Source organism: Paenibacillus sp. MT86 (assembly GCF_058792535.1).
Genome location: NZ_CM179499.1, coordinates 2,028,802 through 2,051,301 on the forward strand (window position 1 = coordinate 2,028,802; position 22,500 = coordinate 2,051,301).

Here is a 22,500-nt window from a genome sequence, read left to right on the forward strand (position 1 = left end):
ATGCGCCGCGCGGTTTCGTTATTTTTGAATGGCATGCAGCCGTCCAGACTGGCAGCGGTATTGGCGGTATGGTGCCTATGTCTTTTGTATGTTTTATTCCAGGGAGGGAAAACCTCGCTCATGCTCTTCTCCATGGTCAGCCTTCTGACGGTCTATCTGATCGGCGCGGGTTTTGGCGGGGTCAATCGCGTCAAAGCGCACCGGGTCGTCCTTGGGGGAACGGAGCGCAGTGGAGAACAGCTTCATGCCGGCGAGCAGGTGCGCGTTAAGCTCGAGGTCCATGTCCCGGGGCTGCTGCCGATGCCCTATATGATCGTGCGCGAAGTGCTGCAGAGACATAACGGAGACTCCTGGTCCTTTGAAGACAGCGTCATTCCGAACCTCCGGGGGGCAGGCAAGCTTGTATTCCAGACTCCTCCGCTCGAACGCGGGCGATATGTTTTTTCCAAGACGGAATGCATAAGCGAAGATATCTTCGGATTGATGGAGCATAAGGGACGCATCGAGGTTCAAACGGATTTCCGCGTTCTGCCGAGAACCATTTATATTCCAAAGTGGCAGCGGAACATACGGAACTCCAGATTGGGCGGGACGCAAACCACGGTGTCGGCTTCAAGACGGGAAACCACGCAAATTAACGGCGTCCGCGATTATGTATATGGAGACCGGATCTCCCGGATTCACTGGAATGCAACGGCGAAGACCGGCTCGTGGAAATCGAAGGAATTTGAGCATGAGTCCTTCCCCAGAACGATGATCGTTCTGGATTGCGCCGCCGACGGATACGACAATGCCCAGCAATTCGAGCTTGCCGTATCGGCAGCCGCTTCGCTGATCGAATACGGGGCCAAGGAGCATGCGGGGACGGGGCTGTTCACGGCTGCCCAGGAAACCCAAATGTTCGCTCCTGCCGATCACGCCGGGGAACGGATGCGCATGATTCAGCATTTGGTTGACGTGGATTATAACCGGAAGAGCAAGCTGATTGCGTCCCTTGAGAAATCCTACCGCCATTTTCCCAAAGGAGCCTTGTTCCTGCTGATCAGCCCGATGAGCGGCAAAGAGGCTTCTGAGATCATGCGCTGGGTGGAGACCAGAGGGATGAACCCGTGCTTCTTGCAAATCGCTCCTTCCAAAGAAACAACAAAACGCGATGAATCGATTTCGCTCCTGCAATCCCGGGGGATCTCAAGTTATTCGGTTGCTTCCCTCGATGAGCTTCCGGCTGCGCTTGGAGGTGGTGCATGATGAAGTTATGGCTGGACAAACTATCGACGACCTTCTTCAGCACGTTAACGATGCTGTGGATCTGGATCATGGGGATGCAGTGGGTATCCTTCACGGAAACGATATGGCTGTCGGAAACGACCGCCATCGTTATCGCGGCTCTAACGATTACGGCGGTTACCGAAGCGCTGCTGCCGATCAAGCAGGGTTACCGAGTGTTTCTCCAGTTTCTATTGATCCTGTATTGCGTATACAGTTTGCTGAAAACCTCCGGCAATCCGGTTCCTGTCTTCGGAGCGGAAAGTTTCCTGACCGAAGAACTCCTGTATCTCTTTCCTTATTTATGGTTTGCTATCGCTGCTTGGGCCATGTTCCTCTTTCTTGCCCGCTGGGCCAAAACCAAGGGACGCGTCCTTCTTGTAGTCGGGATCCACGTCATTAGTTTTGCCATTTTGGATTCCTTCACGAAAATCGTGCTGTGGGACGAGATTGCTTGGGTCGTCGGGGCCGGAATGGGCTGGCTCGTATCCAGCCACTTCAACCGGTTCCGCAGACGCTTTCCTCAAGGATGGGTCAATCTGTCGAAGTATCCGTTTAAGATTATCGCCAATATTCTGGTCATTTTCTCATTGATTATCGTGGCCGGCGTGAACATGCCCCACGTGAAGCCGACACTGACCGATCCTTATACGGCATGGAGAGAGTGGAACGGGGTACCGTTATCCGGCGTCGGCACATCGGGGACCGGAACCCTTATCGAGTCGGCGTCCGAAAGCATGTCCGGTTACGGAAGAGAGGATAACGATCTTGGCGGCGGTTTTAATTTTGATTATTCGCCGGTGATGTCGATCACCTCGGAAGAACGCAGCTATTGGCGCGGCGAAACCAGAGCCGTGTACTCGGGCACGGGCTGGGCTGACGGAGCCAGCAGCCGTCGATCCGGGACGGGAGTCGACATCGGCGACTCCTTGCCGGGAGAAGCCGGCACATCCGTACCTACCAAAAAGCTGGAACAATCGGTAACGATGCTGAGCGACACGGTGTATCCGGTCTTGTTCGGGGCCTACAGCGTTCGTCAGCTGGAAAGCCTGGATGAGGACATCGATCCGGACCGGCTCAGCTGGGTGACCGAAGGCGCGGAGATGCATTTGGACGACGTTCGCGATGCGGACTATCCGAAGAGTTATACCTTAACGTCGGAAGTTCCCGTCATCCCGATCGATGAGCTGAGCGCCAGAACTTATGATGAGCTGTATTCCGGCTCGTTCGACGAAGCCTACGTCCAGATGCCGAGAAATTTCCCGGACCGCGTATCGGATCTGGCCGAAGAAATTACGGCGGACGGAGACACGCCGTATGAGAAGGTTATGCTTTTGCAACAATATTTAACGAGCAACTATACCTATACCAACACCCCCGACCTTTCGCTCAAAAAGAGCGACGATTTCGTAGATGCCTTTTTGTTCGAAATCATGGAAGGGTATTGCGATTACTTCTCCACGTCCATGGTGATGATGACTCGGTCGCTGGATATCCCTGCACGCTGGGTCAAGGGCTACGCCCCCGGCAGGATGACGGCTACGGAATACGTTCCGGTCGACGGTCAAACCTCGATCGAGCCTGATAACTATACCGTTACGAACGCTGACGCCCATTCCTGGGTTGAAGTATACTTCGGCGAGTACGGCTGGGTTCCGATCGAAGCGACTCCGGGATTCAGCATGCCGATTCTGACGGCAGACACCGAGGCTGAGCCCGTCATCGAGGAGGAAGTCGAAGAGGAAGAGAAGGCCGAGGACGAGGCAGCTCCTGCCCCGACTTCTGATAATCCATCATCCGGATGGGTTAAAGTCATAGTAACGGCAGCGGTGGTTGTCATCGTGCTGTGGATTCTGTATATCATGTGGAGAATGCGCATCAGCCTGCGCTTCGCCGGGGCACGGATTCGGGCAGGCAAGCCGCTGACGGCAGCGGATAAGGTGATTGCCGAGACGGAACGCTGGATCCGTTCCGTGCAGCGCAAGGGGTTGGTAAGGCAAGAACATGAAACGCTCCGTGAATCGGTTCGCCGCTGGGCATTTGCGCATCCTGAACTGGAAGCAGAGCTGAGACCGCTGCTGCAGCAGTTCGAGGCTGCCCGTTACAGCCCTGCGGAAGTGAAGGAAGAGCAGTGGCGCTCGGTCCAACAGGATGCCGAGAAGCTGAAGAAGTCCATCAAGAAGGTCCGCATTGTGCCGGACAAACGTCTATCAACGTAATCCAAGAAGACAGACCGCGTCACAAGTGGTTGTTCTTGCGATATCAGGATAGCTTGATATGAATACGTTCTGATATCGGTCATTTCAAGACCGCCCGGTCCGCTTCGACGGCTGCCGGGTGGTCTTTTGCTGGTAAAGATTGCAATCCGGAAAGAAGGAAGGCGCCGGCCGTGATTATTTTTACTAAGGAACCGGAATATGGTATAGTTTTTCGTATGAAATTGAGGTGACGAATTTGTTTGAAATGTTAATCCCAAAGCTCCGTGTCAACACGGTTTTTGATATTAACCTGGAGGAATTATATGAGCAGGGGTATCGTGGAATCATTACCGATTTGGACAATACCCTTGTTGGGGCCAAGGCGCCGCTTGCCACGCCGGAATTGGTCGTTTGGTTCAAAAGAGTGAAGGAGATCGGTTTCCAGCTCATCATCGTATCGAATAATCAGCTCGAGCGCGTATCTAAATTCGCGACGCCGCTGGACATCCAGTATGTGCATGAAGCCCGCAAGCCAAGCAATACTCCGTTTCGCAAAGCAATGAACATGATGGAGCTCACTCCGGAGAAAACGGTTGTTGTCGGCGACCAGATGCTGACCGACGTATACGGCGGGAATCGGCTCGGCTTGTATACGGTTCTGGTTATGCCCATCGCCATCAACGATGAAGGATGGTTTACCCGCCTCGTCAATCGTCGGGTGGAACGCATCGCCTTGACCCGTTTGCGCAAAAAAGGATTATGGATGGAGGAGGAACCGAAATCATGACGTTGCCTACAGGCGGAGATGACATCAAGAAGTGCAGCGGCTGCGGCATACAGCTTCAGAGCGCTGCACAGGACAAGCCGGGCTATTTGCCGGAGAAGGCTTGGGACCGCGATCCGGTGATTTGCCAGCGCTGTTTCCGTATCAAGAATTACAACGAGGCTTCTTCGGTCGCCGTAGACCAGGATGAATTTTTACGGCTGCTTGGACAGATCGGCGGCAAGAATGCGCTGGTCATTCACATCGTGGATCTTTTCGATTTTGAAGGAAGCCTGATTTCAGGGCTGCAGCGGTTTGTCGGCAACAATCCGGTGATTCTGGCGGTTAACAAAACCGATCTTCTGCCGAAGGTGACCAATTGGAACAAGGTTCTGAATTGGGTGCAGAAGCAGTGCAAGGAGCATGGTCTGAGAACGGAAGACATCGTGCTCTGCAGCGCGAAGAAGAACCAAGGCTTTGAGCGGCTGCTGGAGACGGTTGCGCATTACAGGGGCGACCGGGATGTCTATGTAGTCGGCGCCACGAACGTGGGGAAATCCAGCTTGATCAATCGCCTGATCCGCGACTACAGCGATCTGGACCAGGAGCTGACCGTTTCCCGTTATCCCGGAACGACGCTCGATATGGTCAATATTCCGCTGGATGACGGCCGGTATATTATTGATACGCCCGGCATTGTGTACCCATGGCGCTACAGCGAGCTCGTGAGCCGTGAGGATCTGGGGACGGTCATGCCGGAGAATCCGCTGAAGCCGATGGTATATCAGCTGAACGAAGGGCAGACCCTCTTCTTCGGAGGTTTCGGCCGCTTTGATTTTCTGCAAGGGGAGCATCAATCCTTTACTTGCTTCATCAGCGGCCGGCTCGGCATTCATCGGACCAAGCTGGAACGGGCGGATTCGCTATTTGCGGAGCATGCCGGGGAGCTGCTGTCCCCGCCGACCAAGGAACGGCTTGAAGAGCTTCCGGAATGGACGAGACACGAAATTCGTATTCCTAAGGGTGCGCGCCAAGACGTGTTTATCTCGGGACTCGGCTGGATCAAGATCAACGGTGAGCAGGGAGCGCTTGTAGCGGTTCATGTACCTAAAGGTATCAAAGTCTTGTCGCGTCCATCCCTGATATAAGTGATATATCCCAATGGTAACCGTCCGGCTATCATGGGAGAGGCAGAGGAGAAATGAAAGTGAATCCAATGAACGAGCGTGATTATTTGCTCCTTGGCGTAATGGGGGATCCGATCGGCCACTCGAAATCGCCGGCCATGCATGATGCGGCGATTAACGCCCTAGGTTTGTCAGGAGCGTACGTCCCCCTTCATATTCGTCCGCAGGGCCTGGGCGACGCCATCCAGGCCGTCAAAGCACTGGGATTTCGAGGGGTGAACGTAACGATCCCGCACAAGGTGGAAGTCATGAAGTATTTGGACGTCGTCGATGAAGGGGCGCAGCGCATCGGTGCCGTGAACACCATCGTCAATGACAACGGCAAATTGACGGGTTACAATACGGACGGCATCGGATATGTTCGTTCATTAAAGGATGAAGCCTGTCCCGACCTGAAGGGAAAGCGCATCGTTGTCATTGGTGCGGGCGGTGCCGCAAGAGGCATCATCTATGCCCTCATCGGCGAAGGGCCCGAGAAGATATCCATTGTAAATCGGACGTCCGCCAAAGCATTAGCGCTTGCCGAGGAGTGGAGCTCGCTTGCGGACTTGAGAGGGTACGGAGAGGAACAGGCCGGAGAGGCGTTGTCGGATGCCGATGTAATCATTAACACGACCTCGGTGGGCATGTTTCCCCGGGTTTCGGAGCTTCCCATTCCGTCGGAGTCCATACGTGAAGGGACCGTTGTCAGCGATTTGATCTACAATCCGTTGAAGACCGAGCTGCTGCGGCAAGGGGAGCTTCGGCGATGCACCATACACGGCGGGCTTGGAATGTTCATTAATCAAGGTGCCTATGCATTCGAATATTGGACGGGTCTGACGGCACCCGTGCAGGCCATGAAGGAAGCCGTTCTGACCAGCTTCCAATCCGAGTCTTAATATCTTTGTTTATTGATTAATGCTTATGCAAAAGCTACAATATAGCTTTCGACAAGCGCCAGGTTTTAATAATTGAATGTTTAAGGAGTAATGACCAAGCATGTTAACAGGAAAGCAAAAAAGACATTTACGCTCGCTCGCCCATCATCTGGATCCGCTGTTCCAGGTAGGCAAGGGAGGCAGCAACGAGCATCTGATCCGTCACATTTCCGAGGCGATCGAGAAGCGGGAACTCATGAAGGTATCCGTGCTCAACAACTGTCTTGAAGACCCGCGCGAAATCGCCCAGGAGCTTGCTGAAGGAGCCGGAGCCGAGCTGGTGCAGGTGATCGGCAAGACGATCGTGCTTTATAAAGAATCGAAAGACCACAAAACCATCGAACTGCCGTAGGGGGGCCGGACGGCTCCAGCTTAGCGGATATTAATAACTCTCTAATTAGGGGAGGTGAACCCGGATGAAGGTGGGGATAATGGGAGGAACCTTCGATCCCATTCATATCGGGCATATGCTCGCAGCCGAATGCGCGCGGGACGCTTACGATCTGGAAGAGGTGTGGTTTATGCCAAGCCACATCCCGCCGCATAAGGAAGATGCCGGCGTAACGGGCCTGATGAGGCTGGAGATGACCGCTGAAGCCATAGCCGGTCATCCGTCTTTTCGCACGTTGGATTGGGAAGTGAAACGCGGCGGCGTCTCCTACACGGTAGATACGGTCAGAGAGCTGCGCGATGCGTACCCCGAGCATGACTTCTACTTCATTATCGGTGCGGATATGGTTGCGTATCTTCCCAAGTGGAACCGGATCGGCGAACTGGCGGAAATGCTGACTTTTATCGGGCTTAACCGTCCCGGAACCGAACTATCGGTGGATGATCTGCCTGATTTTCTGCAAAAGGCGGTTGTCACGGCCGAGATGCCGCTGATCGAAATCTCCTCCACCATCATTCGGAGCCGGGCGGCATCAGGTTCGTCCATCCGTTATATGGTGCCGGACCGAGTATACGATTATATTGTTAGGAGCGGTATTTATGGACTACAGCCGTGATGAGCTCATAGAAGCCGTATCCTCCCAAATGCCGGCCAAGCGCTGGGAGCATACCAAAGGCGTCATGGAAACCGCGGTCATCCTTGCCGGCAGGTTCGGAGCCGACCCGGTTAAGGCGGACTTGGCCGCCATCCTGCATGATGTGGCCAAATACTGGCCCGTGCAGAAGCTTCATCAGATGATGGTGGAGCATAAGCTCTCCTACGAGCTGCTCCATTATGACAAACAGCTTTGGCATGCTGAAGTCGGGGCATTCGTAGCGGAACACGAATATGGCGTAACGGATGGCGAAGTGCTTGACGCCATTCGGTACCATACGTCGGGGCGCATCGGCATGACGCTCCTTGACAAGGTGGTCTGCCTGGCGGATTATATGGAACCGGGGCGGGATTTCCCCGGCGTGAATAATATTCGCGAACTGGCCAACCATAGCCTTGAAGAGGCGCTTGCAGCCGGTTTTGATTCGACGATTGGATATCTGCTCTCGCGCAGACAAATCATTTTTCCGTTGACGGTGCTAGCCCGCAACGATCTAATTAAGCAATTGGAGGCGAATTCATGACGTTGAAACCGAATGAATTGTTAAATGTGGCAGTAGCTGCCGCTGAAGATAAAAAAGCGATGGATATCGTGGTCCTGGATCTCAGAGGGATTTCCCTGATCGCCGACTATTTTGTCATTTGCCACGGTAACTCGGATACCCAGGTTCAAGCGATCGCAACCGAGGTCCGCAAACGGGCTCACGACGAGGGCGTGGCATTGCGCGGACTGGAAGGAATGGATGCTGCCCGTTGGGTGCTGATGGACCTTGGCGACGTGATCGTTCATATTTTTCACCGCGATGAGCGGGAATACTACAACATCGAGCGTCTGTGGTCGGATGCCAAAGTGGTGGAGAACGTATGAGTCTGATTGCCGGCACATTAACGAAACTCGTTGTATCCAGGGAAGTGTCCCCTTACGGTTATTTTCTGGATGGCGGAGATCGGGATGTGCTTCTTCACTATTCGGAGCTTACGGGTAAAATCGAGCCGGGGGATACGATAGAGGTCTTTATATTCTTCGATACGGAAGACCGCCTGGCCGCAACGATGAAGAAGCCGTACCTAACGCTGGGCGAAACGGCGAAGCTTGAAGTGGCTGACGTCCATCCGCGCCTCGGCTGTTTCCTTGAGATGGGACTTGGCAGGCAGCTGTTGCTTCCGATCCGGGAATTGCCGGAGATGCGGGAGCTTCACCCGCAAGTGGGAGACCACGTGTTTGTGATCATGGAGCATGATAAGCAAGGCCGGCTGCGAGCGAAACTCGCCGGGGAACAAGAGCTAGCTCCGCTTGCGTTCCATGCGCCGGATTCGTGGAAAGGCCAATGGTTTACTGCCCTGGTGTATAAACCGCTCCAGATGGGCACGTTTGTCATCATCGACGGCGGCGTGGTCGGCTTCGGCGCGATCGGCATGATCCATTCCTCGGAACGGACGCGGATGCTGCGTCTTGGCGAAGAGGTAAAGGTTCGGGTCAGCCATATCCGGGAGGATGGCAGGGTCAACCTGTCCATGGTTCCGCAAAAAGAGATCGGACGGACCGATGATGCAGACCGGCTGCTGGCTTTTCTGAAGGAGCGTCCCGGCCATGCGATGCCGTATTCGGATGAAACGCCGCCCGACATCATCAAGCAGCGTTTCGGCATCAGCAAATCCGCCTTTAAACGCGCCCTTGGCAAGCTGATGAAGGAAGGCCTGGTTACGCAGAAGGATAGCTGGACTTATATGGTCAAAAAAGAGGAGAACTCCGGTTCAAACGAATAACCCGGCAACGCAGGGGAAGCTTCTAAGAAAGTGGTGTCATCATGTTGTCTTACCGCAAGTTTGCTTACGTATATGATCAACTCATGGAAGACATGCCGTACCCGGACTGGATCCGCTTTGCGAGAACCGCCTGGGAGAAGCACGGAATGCCAAAAAGCGTCGTCGAGCTCGGATGCGGGACAGGCAGCATCACCATACCGCTCGTCAACTCCGGTTTTGAAGTAACGGGGATTGACCTGTCAGCGGATATGCTGTCGGTTGCCAGGCGCAAGCTGGAGGGCACGCCTCAGGGACATCGCTTGTTCCGGGAAGGGAGCGTCCGCTGGGTGCAGCAGGACATGCGTTCCTGGGAGCTGCCCGAGCAGGTGGATTCCGTCATTTCATTTTGTGATTGTGTGAACTACCTGCTGGAGGAGAAGGACATCCGCTCCGCTTTTGCAAGGACCTACAACGGTCTCAAGGAAGGCGGCACGTTCCTGTTTGACGTGCATCACCCCAATACGCTGCTGCGATACGACGAAGAGCAGCCATTTGTTCTGGATGAACGGGAAGTGTCCTATATATGGACATGCGACCTGGACGAACGCAGGATGGAGATTGAACACCATCTCTCCATTTTTGCACGGGATGACCAAGACCGAACGATCTACCGCCGCTTTGAAGAAACGCATGTCCAGCGGGGATACGACCCGGAATGGATGAAGGTTGAGCTGATTAAGGCCGGATTCCGGGACGTGAAATGCTATGCCGATTTTGAGTGGACGGAAGCGGGTCAGGATGCATCCAGGCTGTTCTACGTTGCCGTAAAATAAACGAATACCCTATGAGAAGGCACGCTTCTTCGTCTATTCAGGACGGAGGAGGTGCCTTTTTTGGTTATATAAGAGTGCCTAAACTTCGAGTCCGGGCCTCTTCAAAAATCGCTATGGATGCGACGGCTCATCGCGGTCTTTCTCAAGGGAAACACGTCGATGGACACTGTGCTTGTATCAACGGGAGCTGCATTATATTCAAAGACATTTCTTTTCGGCTTTATTTGACTGTGGTTAAGGTTCATGGGAAGGGATATGGGTTTGCTTTCGGTACTGTGCTACGATGGGGGATAGATAGGATCATCAGATATGAGAGCGCTATCTTTCGGGAGGCTTTTAACCATCCGGAACGCACTGAATGACATCATATGAGTTCAACGTTGGTCAAATGATGCATAAGCTAATAAATTTGGTCGAGAGAGGATGAATGATTATGAAACTGTCCGTATTTACGGTCGCCACCCCTGATTTACTGCCGGAGGAATTGGCCCAAGCGGCGGCGGATGCCGGTATCGAAGGGATCGAGTGGCGCTTCAAGGAGATTCCGGAAGAGGCTGCCGGAGAGAAGCCTTCCTTCTGGCGGCATAACCGCTGCTCCATCGATCCAAACGGCACGCAGGAAGATTGGCTCAGATTTAAGCAAGCAGCCGACAAGCATGGCCGGCGCAGTCTTGCGGTCGTTCCTTATCTGACCTGCGGCGACGTGGAAGCGACGGAGAAGGTCATGCAAGCGGCCAAGCTGGTCGGAGCCTCTTTCATTCGCGTTGGGATTCCGGGATATGACCGAACGCGCAATTACAACGAGCTGTACGACCAGGCGGTCCGTTACCTCCATGAGGTGCAGGATCTCGCTGCCGCTTACGGGGTTAAAGCCGTGGTGGAAACCCATCATCTTACGATCACTCCGAGCGCCGGACTGACGCACCGGCTCGTATCCCACTTCAATCCGCAGCATATCGGCGTGCTGTATGATCCGGGCAACATGGTCCATGAAGGTTACGAGAACTACCGGATGGGCTTGGAGCTTCTCGGTCCCTACCTGGCTCATGTCCATGTGAAGAACGGGGGATATCGAAAAACGCCTTCGAAGGATGGAAGCTCGGCATCCTGGTCCGGAGAATGGGTCTCGCTTGACCAAGGGGCCGTCCCATGGAAGCAGGTCATACAGGATTTGCAGTCGGTCGGCTATGAAGGTTACTACGGAATCGAGGATTTTAGCGGGACGTTTGAATCCAGGGAGTTGCTGCTTCGTTTTGCCGAGCAGATGAACATGTGGGCAGACCATAAACAAAGCGTATAGGACACTTATGAAGGAGGCGATAGATATGGAACAGGTAAGAGTAGGGGTTATCGGACTGGGGATGGGTTTTTCGCATGCCAAATCGCTTGCCGCGGGGCGGATTGCGGGGGCGCGGCTTAGCGCCATATGCGACCTCAACCCGGCCAAGCAGGAAGAAGCGAGGGCTACGCTCCCTTCGGACGTGAAAATTTGGAGTGACACGGACGCTATGATCTCTTCGGGAGAGATCGATGCGGTGATTATCGCAACGCCCCATTATGCCCATCCTCAAGTGGCCATCGCGTGTCTGAACAAAGGACTCCACGTCCTGATTGAGAAGCCGGCGGGCGTGTATACGAAGCAGGTGCGGGAAATGAACCGCGCGGCCGAAGCCAGCGGCAAAGTGTTCTCGATCATGTACAATCAGCGCTGCAATCCGCTGTATAAAAAGCTTAGAGAGCTCATCGCGGCCGGCGAGCTCGGCGAAGTGCGGCGAATGAATTGGATCGTCACGAATTGGTACCGCTCACAGAGTTATTACGATTCAGGCGGATGGCGCGCGACTTGGGCGGGAGAAGGCGGAGGCGTCCTGATTAACCAATCTCCGCACCAGCTGGATCTGTGGCAGTGGACAACCGGCATGATGCCGAAAAGAATCCGCGCATTTTGTTCGTTCGGCAAGTACCGGAACATTGAAGTGGAAGACGACGTGACGGCTTATGCGGAATACGAGAACGGCGCCACGGCCGTCTTCATTACGACAACGGGGGAAGCGCCGGGCACGAATCGGTATGAAGTGACGGGAGACCGCGGTAAAATCGTCATCGAGGACGGCAAGCTTACCTTCTGGCGTCTCCGGGTGCCTGAACCGGAGTTCAATCATCAGTATACCGGGGGCTTCGGCGAACCGGAATGCTGGAAATGCGAGGTGCCGATTTCGGGGGACAATCCGCAGCATAACGGCATCATCCAGAACTTTGCGGACGCCATTTTGCACGGAACGCCATTGATTGCGCCGGGCGAAGAGGGAATCCACGGATTGACCCTGTCCAATGCCATGCATTTGTCCACCTGGACCGACAATTGGGTCGACCTGCCGTTGGACGAAGATCTGTATTACGAGATGCTGCAAGAACGGATAGCGAATTCGTCCACCCGGAAAACGGTCAAGGAGATCGGGCCGGTGGATATGAGCAAGACGTTTGGCGCTTATTAAATTACAATCGGGGAGGCTCTTGGTATGGACCGCAGCAATGGAATGCTCTATGCGCCGGTGGGCAAGGCCCAGCCGGTGTGCAAGCCCGGAGAATTTATTTTTGCAGCCATGTCGCTGGAGCATGGCCATATATACGGCATGTGCAACGGCTTGATTGAGGCCGGGGCGACGCTGAAGTGGGTGTATGACTCAGACCCCGCCAAGGTTGCTGCTTTTTGCAAGGCATACCCGGAGGTTGCCGTGGCTTCCTCCGAGGCCCAGGTGCTGGAAGATACCGAAGTTCAACTGGTGGCGGCTGCCGCCATTCCTTCGGAGAGATGCGAGCTTGGCCTGAAGGTCATGTCGCACGGCAAGGATTATTTCACGGATAAAACGCCGTTCACCACGCTGGAGCAGGTGAACGCTGCACGCGCGAAAGCCGCGGAGACGGGCAAGAAATACATGGTCTATTACAGTGAACGGCTGCATGTGGAGAGTGCCGTCCATGCCGGGAAGCTGATTCAGGACGGGGCGATCGGGCGAGTGGTGCAAGTGATGGGAACCGGACCGCACCGTTTGAATGCGTCCTCCCGCCCGGACTGGTTTTTCCGTCATCAACAGTACGGGGGCATCCTGTGTGACATCGGCTCCCACCAGATCGAACAATTTTTGTTTTATGCGGGATGCCGCGATGCCAAGGTGCTCAGCAGCAAGGTGGGCAATTATGCGAATCCGGAATACCCCGAGCTGGAGGATTTCGGAGATGCAACGCTGGTGGGAGACAATGGAGCCACCAATTATTTCCGCGTCGATTGGCTGACGCCCGGAGGACTTGGCACTTGGGGAGATGGCAGAACCTTTATTCTGGGAACGGAAGGATACATCGAGCTTCGCAAATACATCGATATCGCAAGGCATCCGCAGGGGGATCATCTGTACTTGGTTAACGGTGAAGGAGAGTTTCATATGGAACTCCAGGGGAAAGTGGGCTATCCGTTTTTCGGGGAGCTTATCCTGGACTGCCTGGAACGCACGGAACATGCCATGTCCCAGGAGCATGCCTTCAAGGCCGGAGAATTGTGCGTGATTGCCCAAAATGAAGCCGTGCGTATTCCCTAAAATCATTTATAATAGAGAAAACCCCGTTACGTTGAGGGTTGGGGGTTAGACGACTCCAAAATCGCTAAAGGGGCGATTCTCTAAATGACCTCATCTGTCGATATGATGCCAGGCTTTGACCGCATGCAGCTTCAAGCGCCGTTCGATCTGACCTACTACAATGAACAGCCGCTGTCGGGAGGGCGGTTTCACTCGCATGCTTTTTATGAAATTTATTATTTCCATGAGGGACGCTGCACGTATTTGATCGGCGATTCCGTGTTCACCCTGAAACCGGGGGATCTGCTCCTGATGAACGGGCTTACGCTGCACTGTCCGAACGTTGAACCCGATTCCAGATATGTCAGGAGCATTTTGCATTTTGATCCGGCCTGGGTCTGCAGGGGGCTTTCGGAGACGGCCAAATCGATATTGCTGGACCCCTTCGAAACGCTGCGGAATCATCGCATGACGCTGACGGGGGAGAACCGGGAAGAATTCGAAGGGATGCTGGCCGATATACACCGCCTGTCGTCCTCCACGGCCGGCTTTCGCCAGGAGCGGATGACCCTTCGAATCCAGGAGATGATGTACGTCATCGCCGATTGGTGCCAGGCCGCCGTGCAGGATCACGACTCGATCTCGGAGAAGGAGCGGCATGTCCAGCATGTCGTCTCGTTTGTCGAGGAAAATTATATGCTGGATTTGACGCTGGAGGGAATCGCCCGCGACATGCATATCACGAAACACTACTTATCCTCCTTATTCAAGGAAGTGACCGGAACGACGGTGTTCAAATATGTGTATCACCGGCGGATCAACCAGGCCAAAATCATGCTTAGGCTCCACCCCCATCTGAGCATAACGGAGATCAGCCAGGCGTCCGGTTTCAAGCATTTGGCCCATTTCAGCCGGATGTTCAAGGCCATGGTCGGGACCACGCCGGAACATTACCGCAGAAGCGGAGAAGAGCTTTCGTTGACTTGACCGCGCTTTTTGGGTATAATAGCCACATTAAAACGGTAATATGAACGCGATGATGAGGATCAATCGTTCCAATTTCGATCATGCAGAGAGCCGGTGTCTGGTGAAAACCGGTTGACGATAGGGATGAACTCGCCTCGGAGCAATGGTGTTAACCCGGCCGTCGGAGGGCTGTATTCCGGCAGAATCGGCCGATGAAGCATCGTCGTCTTATCCGCGATAAGGATGCAAAGGGAGCGAAAGGCAAAGCATGCCTTTGGCTAACTAGGGTGGTACCACGGGAATCAAACCTCTCGTCCCTAGCGATCAACGCTATGGATGATGAGGTTTTTTTGTTTTTTTGGGCAATGGCGCAGGCCTTGCCTCTCGACTGTGAAGGAGGAGCAATGAAGTATGACGGACAATCAACCAACCGGCCACGGCTACCAGCCGCAGGCCATCGAACCGAAGTGGCAGCAATACTGGGATGAGAACAAAACCTTTAAAACGGAAGATTCCTCGTCCAAACCGAAATTTTACGCGCTGGATATGTTTCCGTACCCATCGGGCGCAGGCCTGCACGTAGGTCACCCGGAGGGATACACGGCAACGGACATCGTGTCCCGCTACAAGCGGATGCGCGGATACAACGTGCTTCATCCGATGGGATGGGACGCCTTCGGCCTGCCGGCAGAGCAGTATGCGATGGACACGGGCAAACATCCTCGGGAGTTCACCGTGCAGAATATCGATACGTTCCGCCGCCAGATCAAATCCCTCGGGTTCTCGTATGACTGGGACCGCGAGATCAGCACCACCGATCCGGAATATTACAAATGGACGCAGTGGATCTTTATCCAGCTCTATAAACGCGGCTTGGCCTATGTGGCCGAGGTTCCGGTGAACTGGTGCGAAGCGCTCGGCACCGTGCTGGCGAACGAGGAGGTCATCGACGGCAAGAGCGAACGCGGAGGCCATCCGGTCGTACGCAAGCCGATGCGCCAATGGATCCTGCGCATTACCGAATATGCGGATCGCCTGCTGGAGGATCTGGACGAGCTGGACTGGAGCGAAAGCTTGAAGGATATGCAGCGCAACTGGATCGGCAAATCCACGGGCGCCGAGGTCCGTTTTGACATCGAAGGGTATGATGGTCATCTGGAGGTGTTCACCACTCGTCCGGATACGCTGTTCGGGGCAAGCTACTGCGTCCTGGCACCGGAGCATGACCTCGTGGACAAAATTGCGACAGCCGATCAGCGCGAAGCGGTGAAGGCTTATCAGGATCAGGCAGCACGTAAAAGCGACCTGGAGCGGACGGATCTGGCCAAGGATAAAACCGGCGTATTCACGGGCGCGTATGCCGTCAATCCGGTAAACGGCGCCAAGGTACCGATCTGGATCGCGGATTACGTGCTTGCCGGCTACGGCACCGGTGCCATTATGGCGGTTCCGGGACATGACAGCCGGGACTGGGAGTTTGCGAAGCAATTCGGTCTTCCGATCATTGAAGTCGTTCAAGGCGGAAACGTCGAGGAGGAAGCATATACCGGCACCGGCGCGCACGTGAATTCCGGCTTCCTGAACGGGCTGGATAATGAAGAGGCTATTCAGGCGATGAATGAATGGCTGGAGAAAGAGGGCAAGGGCAAGAAGAAGGTAACCTACCGTCTGCGCGACTGGCTGTTCAGCCGTCAACGCTATTGGGGCGAGCCGATTCCGATTCTGCATCTGGAAGACGGAACGATGAAGACCGTGCCGGAAGATCAGCTTCCATTGCTTCTGCCGGATGTAGACCAGATTAAACCGTCCGGAACCGGCGAATCGCCGCTGGCCAACGTGACGGAGTGGGTGGAGACGGTTGATCCCGAAACGGGCATGAAAGCCCGCCGCGAAACCAATACGATGCCGCAATGGGCCGGCAGCTGCTGGTACTACCTGCGTTACATCGATCCGGATAACCATAACGAACTGTGCTCCAAGGAGAAACAGAAGGAATGGCTGCCTGTTGACCTGTACATCGGCGGCGTGGAGCATGCTGTGCTGCACTTGCTGTATGCGCGCTTCTGGCACAAAGTATTGTATGACCTGGGCGTCGTCGATACGAAGGAGCCTTTCCAGAAGCTGGTCAATCAGGGCATGATCCTGGGGAACAACAATGAGAAAATGAGTAAATCCCGCGGCAACGTCATCAATCCGGACGATATCGTGAACGAGTATGGCGCTGACACGCTGCGCGTATACGAAATGTTCATGGGGCCGCTGGAAGCGACGAAGCCATGGAACACCAACGGCGTTGAAGGAACGCACCGCTTCCTTTCCCGCGTATGGCGTCTGTTCATCGGAGACGACGGTCAATTGAATCCTAAAATCGTGGATGGCGAGGGTACGGACGAATTCAAACGCACGCTGCACAAAACGATTAAGAAAGTGACCGACGACTTTGAGCATCTGCGCTTTAACACAGCGATCAGCCAGTTGATGATATTCATCAACGAGGGGTACAAGAGCGAAGTGCTTCCTCGCAAGGCGATGGAGAACTTCGTCCAACTGCTTTCCCCGCTTGCCCCTCACCTGGCTGAAGAGCTGTGGAGCCGTTTAGGCTACACGGAGAGCGTAACTTACGTGCCATGGCCTGAGTTTGACGAGGCTTGGACCGTAGAGGCAGAAGTCGAGATCGTGGTGCAAGTCAACGGCAAAATCGTGGAACGCGCCAAAATCGCGAAAGACATGGACCAAGAAGCCATGCAACAACATAGCCTCTCCCTTCCAAATGTCAAGCAGGCGCTGGAAGGCAAGAGTATTCGCAAAATCATTGCCGTACCGGGTAAACTGGTCAATATCGTGGCCGGTTAATCGTAAAACCGAAGGCAGCATCCAGTTTGGCCAAATCCTCCTCATACTTGTCGTGTGTGGTTTGGATCAATTGGTAGAACAACCCGTTCAGGTTCGATTCCAGCAGTGCCAGAGCCTGGGCCGTGATGCCTCCGGGAACCGCCACCCGCTTTTGCAGCTCTTCGGGGGAGAAGCCCTCCTCCGTTAGCAGCTTGCCGGTGCCAAGCAGCATTTCGCCGGCTAGTGCATTGAGGGACCTGCGGTCGATTCCGGTCATTTCAACGGCAGCGTCGATCCATTTTTCCATGAATAAACTTAAAAAAGCAGGCCCGCAGCTGGAGAAATCGGAAGTGATTCGCGTGTGCGATTCCAGTATATTGAGCGGCCTGCTGATATAAGACAGGAGGCTTTCTATAAGCTGCCTGTCTTCTTCTTTTATTCGGGAACCATACATGCATAACGATGCTCCGCCTCCGGTGATGTTAGTGATGCTCGGTATGATTTTCGCTACCTTGCAGGGCAGCGATGATTCCAGATGGATCAGTTGGACCGGACTTGTGATGGATATGGCGATTTGCTGGGTTTCGAGCCGATCCTTGATTTCGCCGATGACCGCTTTGAATTCCAACGGCTTGATACATAAAAATAGCAGGTCGCTTTGAGAAGCCGTCTCCGTGTTACAGCTGCATACCGTCAGACCGGGATGACGTTTTGCCAGCTGCAGCGGCTTTTCTGGGCTTCGGTTGCTGACCCGAATCTGCTCAGGCAGGAGTGCGCCCGATTGAATGAAGGCATCGATCAACAGACTACCCATGCTGCCCGTACCGATAAAACCGACCTTCATGTGTATGTTCCCTCCTTTCGCGCTTTACGGCAGAAATGTACCGTCCTTACGTCTAATGTATGCGGGGAAGATGCCGATTCATGACGGTTTTTCATGCGATTCCGGTGGGGAAGCCGAAGATTATTCCAGAGTTTGTACGAATTGAACTTTGAAGTTAAGGAGAGGTCTTGGATGAAACGGATATCTTTAGGTTGGAGTCTTGCCGCAACGCTTGCGGGCTGCGGACTCATCTTGTTTGCCGGCGGTACGGAACAGGGAATCGAGGGCTGGCAGCCGTTAAACGAACAGCTGGAGCAAGTCATGACCATGGAGGAGAGCGCCAGTGCGAAGGCGCTTGCTTCCGATTCCCGGGATAAGGATGCGGGAGGGGCTGCAGCCCCTGCTGACGCTCGAACGGATTCTGCTGATGCTGCAAAGACCGCTCAGGGTGGACAAGGCGAGCCCGCTACGAACGCGAAGGAACCGGTGCCAAGTCTGGACTCGGCTGCTGCGGCCGGGAACGGCCAAGGAGCGGAAGCCTCACCATCTTCAGCTTCTGATCAGGCAGCCGTTTCGCCGGCTTCATCCCCGCCGGAGGCTGTCGGTCAACCGGTCTCTGCCAATGAACCTCCAGCGCTGCCGCCGTCCATTCCGGATCCGTCCGGATTGATCAATGTGAATACGGCGGATGCAGCCACGCTGATGGAGCTGCCCGGCATTGGCGAGGCCAAGGCCAAGGCGATTATCGATTACCGGAATCAGTTCGGCCCGTTTCGAACTCAGGCCGACTTGATGAACGTAAAGGGCATCGGGCCCAAAATGCTGGAGAAGATGAAGCCTTACGTAGGACTTTAGCTATGTGCTACAATAAAGGAGATATTGACAAGGAACAGGTGACAGATGATGAGTGCAGATCAACGTAAAGATTGGGATACTTATTTCATGGATATTGCCTTTATGGTATCTACCCGTTCTCAATGCCCTCGGCGTCATGTGGGAGCGGTGCTGGTGCAGGGCAAGAAGCTGCTCGGGACGGCTTATAACGGCGCGCCGATGGGGGTGCCGGATTGCTCGGAAGCAGGTTGTATGATCGCGGAGGATTATGAATTGGTCGTGCAGGACGGCAAGGAAAGCATGGTGAAGAAGCAGCGCTGCATCCGCACGATTCATGCCGAGCAGAATCTGCTGCTGTTCACGGACCGGATCGACAGGGAGGGTAGTACGGTGTACGTGACAGACGAGCCTTGCTGGACCTGTGCGAACATGCTTGCCAACAGCGGCATTGTCGAGGTTGTGTTCCATCGTCCTTATCCCAAGGACTCCGGCAAGGTGTCCCGCATGATGGAACAGAAGGGGATTTCGTTTCGGCAGCTTGAAGCATACGAGCCGCCGCGCGAAACTTTGATGACGGTAGCGGAATAAATCATGCATTGACGATTGCGAATGATAGGAATAGAAAGTTATGGAGGAAGAACCTTTGACTGCGATTTGCAGGCAAGGGTTCTTTTTTTTATTTCGTCAAGAAGGGGATACATTCAATGATGAAACGAAGGCCATTACTTGTGTTTACCGTGTTATGGGTGATCGGCAGCGGTGCTGCATGCCTGTATGACGGATGGAAGCTCGCCGTGATTGCGGTCGGTCTAATTCTTCTATTATTAGCTGTATGCCAGTGGGTGGGCGCAGGGCGCCTGTTTACGATCTGCATGCTGTTCTCATTGTGCGTATCGGGCTCGTACTGGGAATGGCATGATGCGGCGAATGTAAGTGATCTCGAGTCGGTCCTTGCAGCGGAAGAGTCGACTGAACCCATTCCTGTTACTGCGTTCGGGGTGATTTCTTCTCCTGTCGAGGTGGATGGCGACCGGGCTGATTTCCAGGTAACCTTGCAGCGGGCTGATCTGATCCAATCCAATCACCCGGTTGTGCAAAAACAAGCCGATCCGAATGACAGCATGATGCTGAATACAGACGATATCGTTATGGTCCAAGTAAAACTGCTGGATAAAACGGAGCTGGAGATTGTGAACCAATGGCAGCGCGGGGACCGCATACAGCTGAGCGGGGAAATGCAAAGGCCTGGAGTGGCCCGCAATTTTGGCGGGTTTGATTACCTTCAGTATTTGCGTACTCAGAAGATTCATTGGATCGTCAAAGTGAAGGGCTCGGACCAAGCGGTGATCGAACCGCCAGACAGCTGGAAATTAAGCCATGTTCTCAGATGGAATGATGCCCTTCGCGACAAGCTTGGAAGCAAGCTGGATCAATTGTACGGCGGCATCCATGCGGGGTATATGAAGGGACTCGTCATTGGCAATCAGGATGACTTGGATCCCGATACATTCATGGAGTTCTCGCGTTTGGGATTGACTCATATTCTTGCGATATCGGGCATGCATGTGGCCGTGGTTGTAGGATGCCTGCTATTCGTATGCACAACCCTTCGAATGACGAGGGAGGCCTCGCTGACTGTGGTGATGTGGCTGATTCCCGTATATGTCCTGCTGACCGGGGCGAGTCCTTCCATCGTGCGCGCGGGCATCATGGGAATGATCGGTTTGTATGCTGCGCGGCGGCGGCTTTTGAAGGATGGGCTGCATATCCTCAGCGTGGCCGCGCTTGCCATGCTGGTGTGGAATCCGTATTTTCTCGTGAACGTCAGCTTTCAGCTGTCCTTCATCGTGACGGCGGGTTTGATGATATTCGTGCCCAAGCTGATGCCGCTGCTGGCATTCTTGCCCCGCTGGCTGGGGGGAACCGTCGGCATAACGGTCGTGGCGCAGCTGATTTCCTTTCCGCTCACCATCTATTACTTCAACCAGGTCTCGCTTATTTCCGTTTTCGCCAATCTGATCCTCGTTCCGGTCATTAGCCTGGTCGTTCTGCCTTTAGGCATGGTGTCTCTGTTGATGGGATGGGTATGGATGCGCGGGGCGGGCTGGCTGGCCGCCGTGACCGAATGGTTAAACCATATCACGTTCCGGATCGTTGAATGGATGAATGGTTCCTCGGTTTTTATGACATTGTGGCCGTCTCCGTCGTTAGCCTGGATACTGTGTTATTTCGTTGTCCTGTATGCTTTGCTGTCCATCCTGAACAAGAGATTCAAGAATCCCGAGGGTGGGCAGAACGGTTCGAATGATACGGAGCCATTGGACGGACGCCCGCCATGGGGCGGTAGAGCAGACTTGTCCGGCGTGGACACGCTGCCGATCGTGGGTCGATTGGCCGGTGCTTTGCGATGGAGAGGCTTCCTTCGTGCCAGTCATCATATCGAACGGTATGCCCCCGGAGCTGCGATAGCCCTGCTGACCGGGATTTTGATTGTTCTGCTGTACAGCGGCTATCAGTCGCCGTCTACGCAAGGGGCGGGACTGGTGCAATTCCTGGATGTGGGACAGGGAGATTCGATATTGGTCACAACGCCTTCGGGCAAGCATGTTCTCATTGACGGTGGCGGGACGGTGAATTTTCGCAAGGAGAAGGATGCCTGGAAGGAAAGGAAAGCTCCGTACGAGGTAGGAGCGAAAGTGGTGGTGCCTTTGTTGAAAAAACGGGGCGTGCACCAGCTTGAAGCCGTCATCATGACCCACGGGGATCAGGACCACATAGGGGGACTCCTGGCTGTTTTGCAGGAAATCCCCGTGAAATCCGTCGTGTTTAACGGGACCTTGACCGAATCCGCTTCCTTCCGGAAGCTGATGTTATCCGCGGTTGAACAGCGCATTCCCGTATATCGGGCAGGAGCGGAATCCGAATGGAAACTTGACGGTCACACGGAGATCCGATTTTTATCCCCTCTTTTCCCAGAAAGTGGAGAAGTCATCAAAGCATTACCGTTGATTAAGGAGCAAAATCATGCTTCACTAGTATTTGTCCTTCAGATGAACGGCAGCCGCGTCTTATTTACGGGGGATACGGATCAAGCAGCCGAACGGAAAATACTGCAGCACCTGGAGGGGCAATCCCAAGATGACGCAGCCTCACGGCTTGCTGCCGAAGACCGGATCGACGTCATGAAGGTGGCCCATCACGGAAGCAAGACATCCACATCCGCGCCATGGCTGAATGCATGGAAGCCGACGGCTGCGGTAATTTCTGCCGGCGTCAACAATATGTACGGTCACCCTCATCCGGACGTGGTCGGCCGGTTGGAACGTTTTCAATCCATCATCTATCAAACCAATCTTCATGGCGAAATCCAGATGAGGATCAAGAACGGGCATATTGAGACGCGAACGAAGATTCCATGAAGACGACCGCTGTTCCTGGGACCGGGTTTCGTAGTATGATCTTTATAGGAAAATGCAGCGGATGACTATAATCTTTATATTTGGTATAGTTAGATG

The 22,500-nt window shown here is 54.2% G+C and carries 20 protein-coding genes and 1 other annotated feature; of the genes, 19 read left to right on the plus strand and 1 reads right to left on the minus strand.

The features are described 5' to 3' along the window. The 16 genes from AC3RCL_RS08725 (at position 1) to leuS (ending at position 17,349) form a co-directional block, all read left to right on the plus strand. The gene (locus tag AC3RCL_RS08725) at positions 1-1,248 is read left to right on the plus strand and encodes a DUF58 domain-containing protein (protein WP_492535205.1); all 1,248 of its coding nucleotides are present in this window, start codon (positions 1-3) and stop codon (positions 1,246-1,248) included. Beyond that, positions 1,245-3,485, plus strand: a complete 2,241-nt coding sequence (locus tag AC3RCL_RS08730) for a transglutaminase TgpA family protein (protein ID WP_492535206.1) — start codon at positions 1,245-1,247, stop codon at positions 3,483-3,485. Before AC3RCL_RS08725 ends, AC3RCL_RS08730 begins: the two co-directional genes overlap by 4 nt. Before the next feature lie 235 nt (positions 3,486-3,720). Next, entirely contained in the window at positions 3,721-4,251 is a 531-nt protein-coding gene (locus AC3RCL_RS08735; RefSeq protein WP_015734156.1) for a YqeG family HAD IIIA-type phosphatase, read from the plus strand. After that, a complete protein-coding gene (gene yqeH / locus AC3RCL_RS08740) occupies positions 4,248-5,375 on the plus strand; it encodes a ribosome biogenesis GTPase YqeH (protein WP_119849350.1) in 1,128 nt (375 codons plus the stop codon). Before AC3RCL_RS08735 ends, yqeH begins: the two co-directional genes overlap by 4 nt. A 53-nt stretch (positions 5,376-5,428) precedes the next feature. Next, complete coding sequence (locus AC3RCL_RS08745; RefSeq protein ID WP_192569250.1) at positions 5,429-6,295, plus strand: shikimate dehydrogenase; 867 nt, start codon at positions 5,429-5,431, stop codon at positions 6,293-6,295. Between the two features lie 100 nt (positions 6,296-6,395). Continuing rightward, positions 6,396-6,686, plus strand: a complete 291-nt coding sequence (gene yhbY / locus AC3RCL_RS08750) for a ribosome assembly RNA-binding protein YhbY (RefSeq protein ID WP_009592173.1) — start codon at positions 6,396-6,398, stop codon at positions 6,684-6,686. A 64-nt stretch (positions 6,687-6,750) separates the two neighbouring features. Beyond that, positions 6,751-7,341 carry a nicotinate-nucleotide adenylyltransferase gene (gene nadD / locus AC3RCL_RS08755; protein ID WP_090911900.1) on the plus strand — a complete coding sequence of 197 codons (591 nt, stop codon included), beginning with the start codon at positions 6,751-6,753 and terminating at the stop codon, positions 7,339-7,341. Further along, positions 7,325-7,903 carry a bis(5'-nucleosyl)-tetraphosphatase (symmetrical) YqeK gene (gene yqeK / locus AC3RCL_RS08760; protein ID WP_492535207.1) on the plus strand — a complete coding sequence of 193 codons (579 nt, stop codon included), beginning with the start codon at positions 7,325-7,327 and terminating at the stop codon, positions 7,901-7,903. The genes nadD and yqeK overlap by 17 nt, the downstream gene beginning before the upstream one ends. Next, positions 7,900-8,247, plus strand: a complete 348-nt coding sequence (rsfS, locus tag AC3RCL_RS08765) for a ribosome silencing factor (protein ID WP_009592160.1) — start codon at positions 7,900-7,902, stop codon at positions 8,245-8,247. Before yqeK ends, rsfS begins: the two co-directional genes overlap by 4 nt. Next, the gene (locus AC3RCL_RS08770) at positions 8,244-9,146 is read left to right on the plus strand and encodes a CvfB family protein (protein WP_404564655.1); all 903 of its coding nucleotides are present in this window, start codon (positions 8,244-8,246) and stop codon (positions 9,144-9,146) included. The genes rsfS and AC3RCL_RS08770 overlap by 4 nt, the downstream gene beginning before the upstream one ends. 41 nt (positions 9,147-9,187) lie before the next feature. Then, positions 9,188-9,958, plus strand: a complete 771-nt coding sequence (locus AC3RCL_RS08775) for a class I SAM-dependent DNA methyltransferase (RefSeq protein WP_009589238.1) — start codon at positions 9,188-9,190, stop codon at positions 9,956-9,958. Between the two features lie 433 nt (positions 9,959-10,391). Beyond that, positions 10,392-11,258 (plus strand): sugar phosphate isomerase/epimerase family protein, encoded by an 867-nt coding sequence (locus tag AC3RCL_RS08780; RefSeq protein ID WP_492535208.1) that lies wholly within the window; start codon positions 10,392-10,394, stop codon positions 11,256-11,258. A gap of 25 nt (positions 11,259-11,283) precedes the next feature. Further along, the gene (locus AC3RCL_RS08785; RefSeq protein ID WP_492535209.1) at positions 11,284-12,453 is read left to right on the plus strand and encodes a Gfo/Idh/MocA family protein; all 1,170 of its coding nucleotides are present in this window, start codon (positions 11,284-11,286) and stop codon (positions 12,451-12,453) included. A gap of 24 nt (positions 12,454-12,477) precedes the next feature. Continuing rightward, entirely contained in the window at positions 12,478-13,551 is a 1,074-nt protein-coding gene (locus AC3RCL_RS08790; RefSeq protein WP_492535210.1) for a Gfo/Idh/MocA family protein, read from the plus strand. 84 nt (positions 13,552-13,635) lie between these two features. After that, positions 13,636-14,517: an AraC family transcriptional regulator gene (locus AC3RCL_RS08795; RefSeq protein WP_096773023.1), complete on the plus strand. Its 882-nt coding sequence runs from the start codon at positions 13,636-13,638 to the stop codon at positions 14,515-14,517. A 40-nt stretch (positions 14,518-14,557) separates the two neighbouring features. Beyond that, positions 14,558-14,818: a binding site (T-box leader), on the plus strand. Positions 14,819-14,907: 89 nt separating this feature from the next. Then, complete coding sequence (gene leuS / locus AC3RCL_RS08800) at positions 14,908-17,349, plus strand: leucine--tRNA ligase (protein WP_096773024.1); 2,442 nt, start codon at positions 14,908-14,910, stop codon at positions 17,347-17,349. Here the strand turns inward: leuS and comER are convergent. After that, positions 17,330-18,172 (minus strand): late competence protein ComER, encoded by an 843-nt coding sequence (comER, locus tag AC3RCL_RS08805; protein ID WP_492535211.1) that lies wholly within the window; start codon positions 18,170-18,172, stop codon positions 17,330-17,332. The genes leuS and comER overlap by 20 nt on opposite strands. 171 nt (positions 18,173-18,343) lie before the next feature. Here comER and AC3RCL_RS08810 point away from each other — a divergent pair, with 171 nt between their 5' ends. The 3 genes from AC3RCL_RS08810 to AC3RCL_RS08820 all read left to right on the plus strand — a co-directional run bounded on the left by AC3RCL_RS08810 (position 18,344) and on the right by AC3RCL_RS08820 (position 22,404). Continuing rightward, positions 18,344-19,006, plus strand: coding sequence for a ComEA family DNA-binding protein (locus AC3RCL_RS08810; protein WP_492535212.1), 663 nt, complete (start codon positions 18,344-18,346; stop codon positions 19,004-19,006). Positions 19,007-19,054: 48 nt separating this feature from the next. Next, positions 19,055-19,573 carry a deoxycytidylate deaminase gene (locus AC3RCL_RS08815; RefSeq protein ID WP_009590851.1) on the plus strand — a complete coding sequence of 173 codons (519 nt, stop codon included), beginning with the start codon at positions 19,055-19,057 and terminating at the stop codon, positions 19,571-19,573. 116 nt (positions 19,574-19,689) lie between these two features. Beyond that, positions 19,690-22,404: a ComEC/Rec2 family competence protein gene (locus AC3RCL_RS08820; protein WP_492535213.1), complete on the plus strand. Its 2,715-nt coding sequence runs from the start codon at positions 19,690-19,692 to the stop codon at positions 22,402-22,404. Positions 22,405-22,500: the final 96 nt, after the last annotated feature.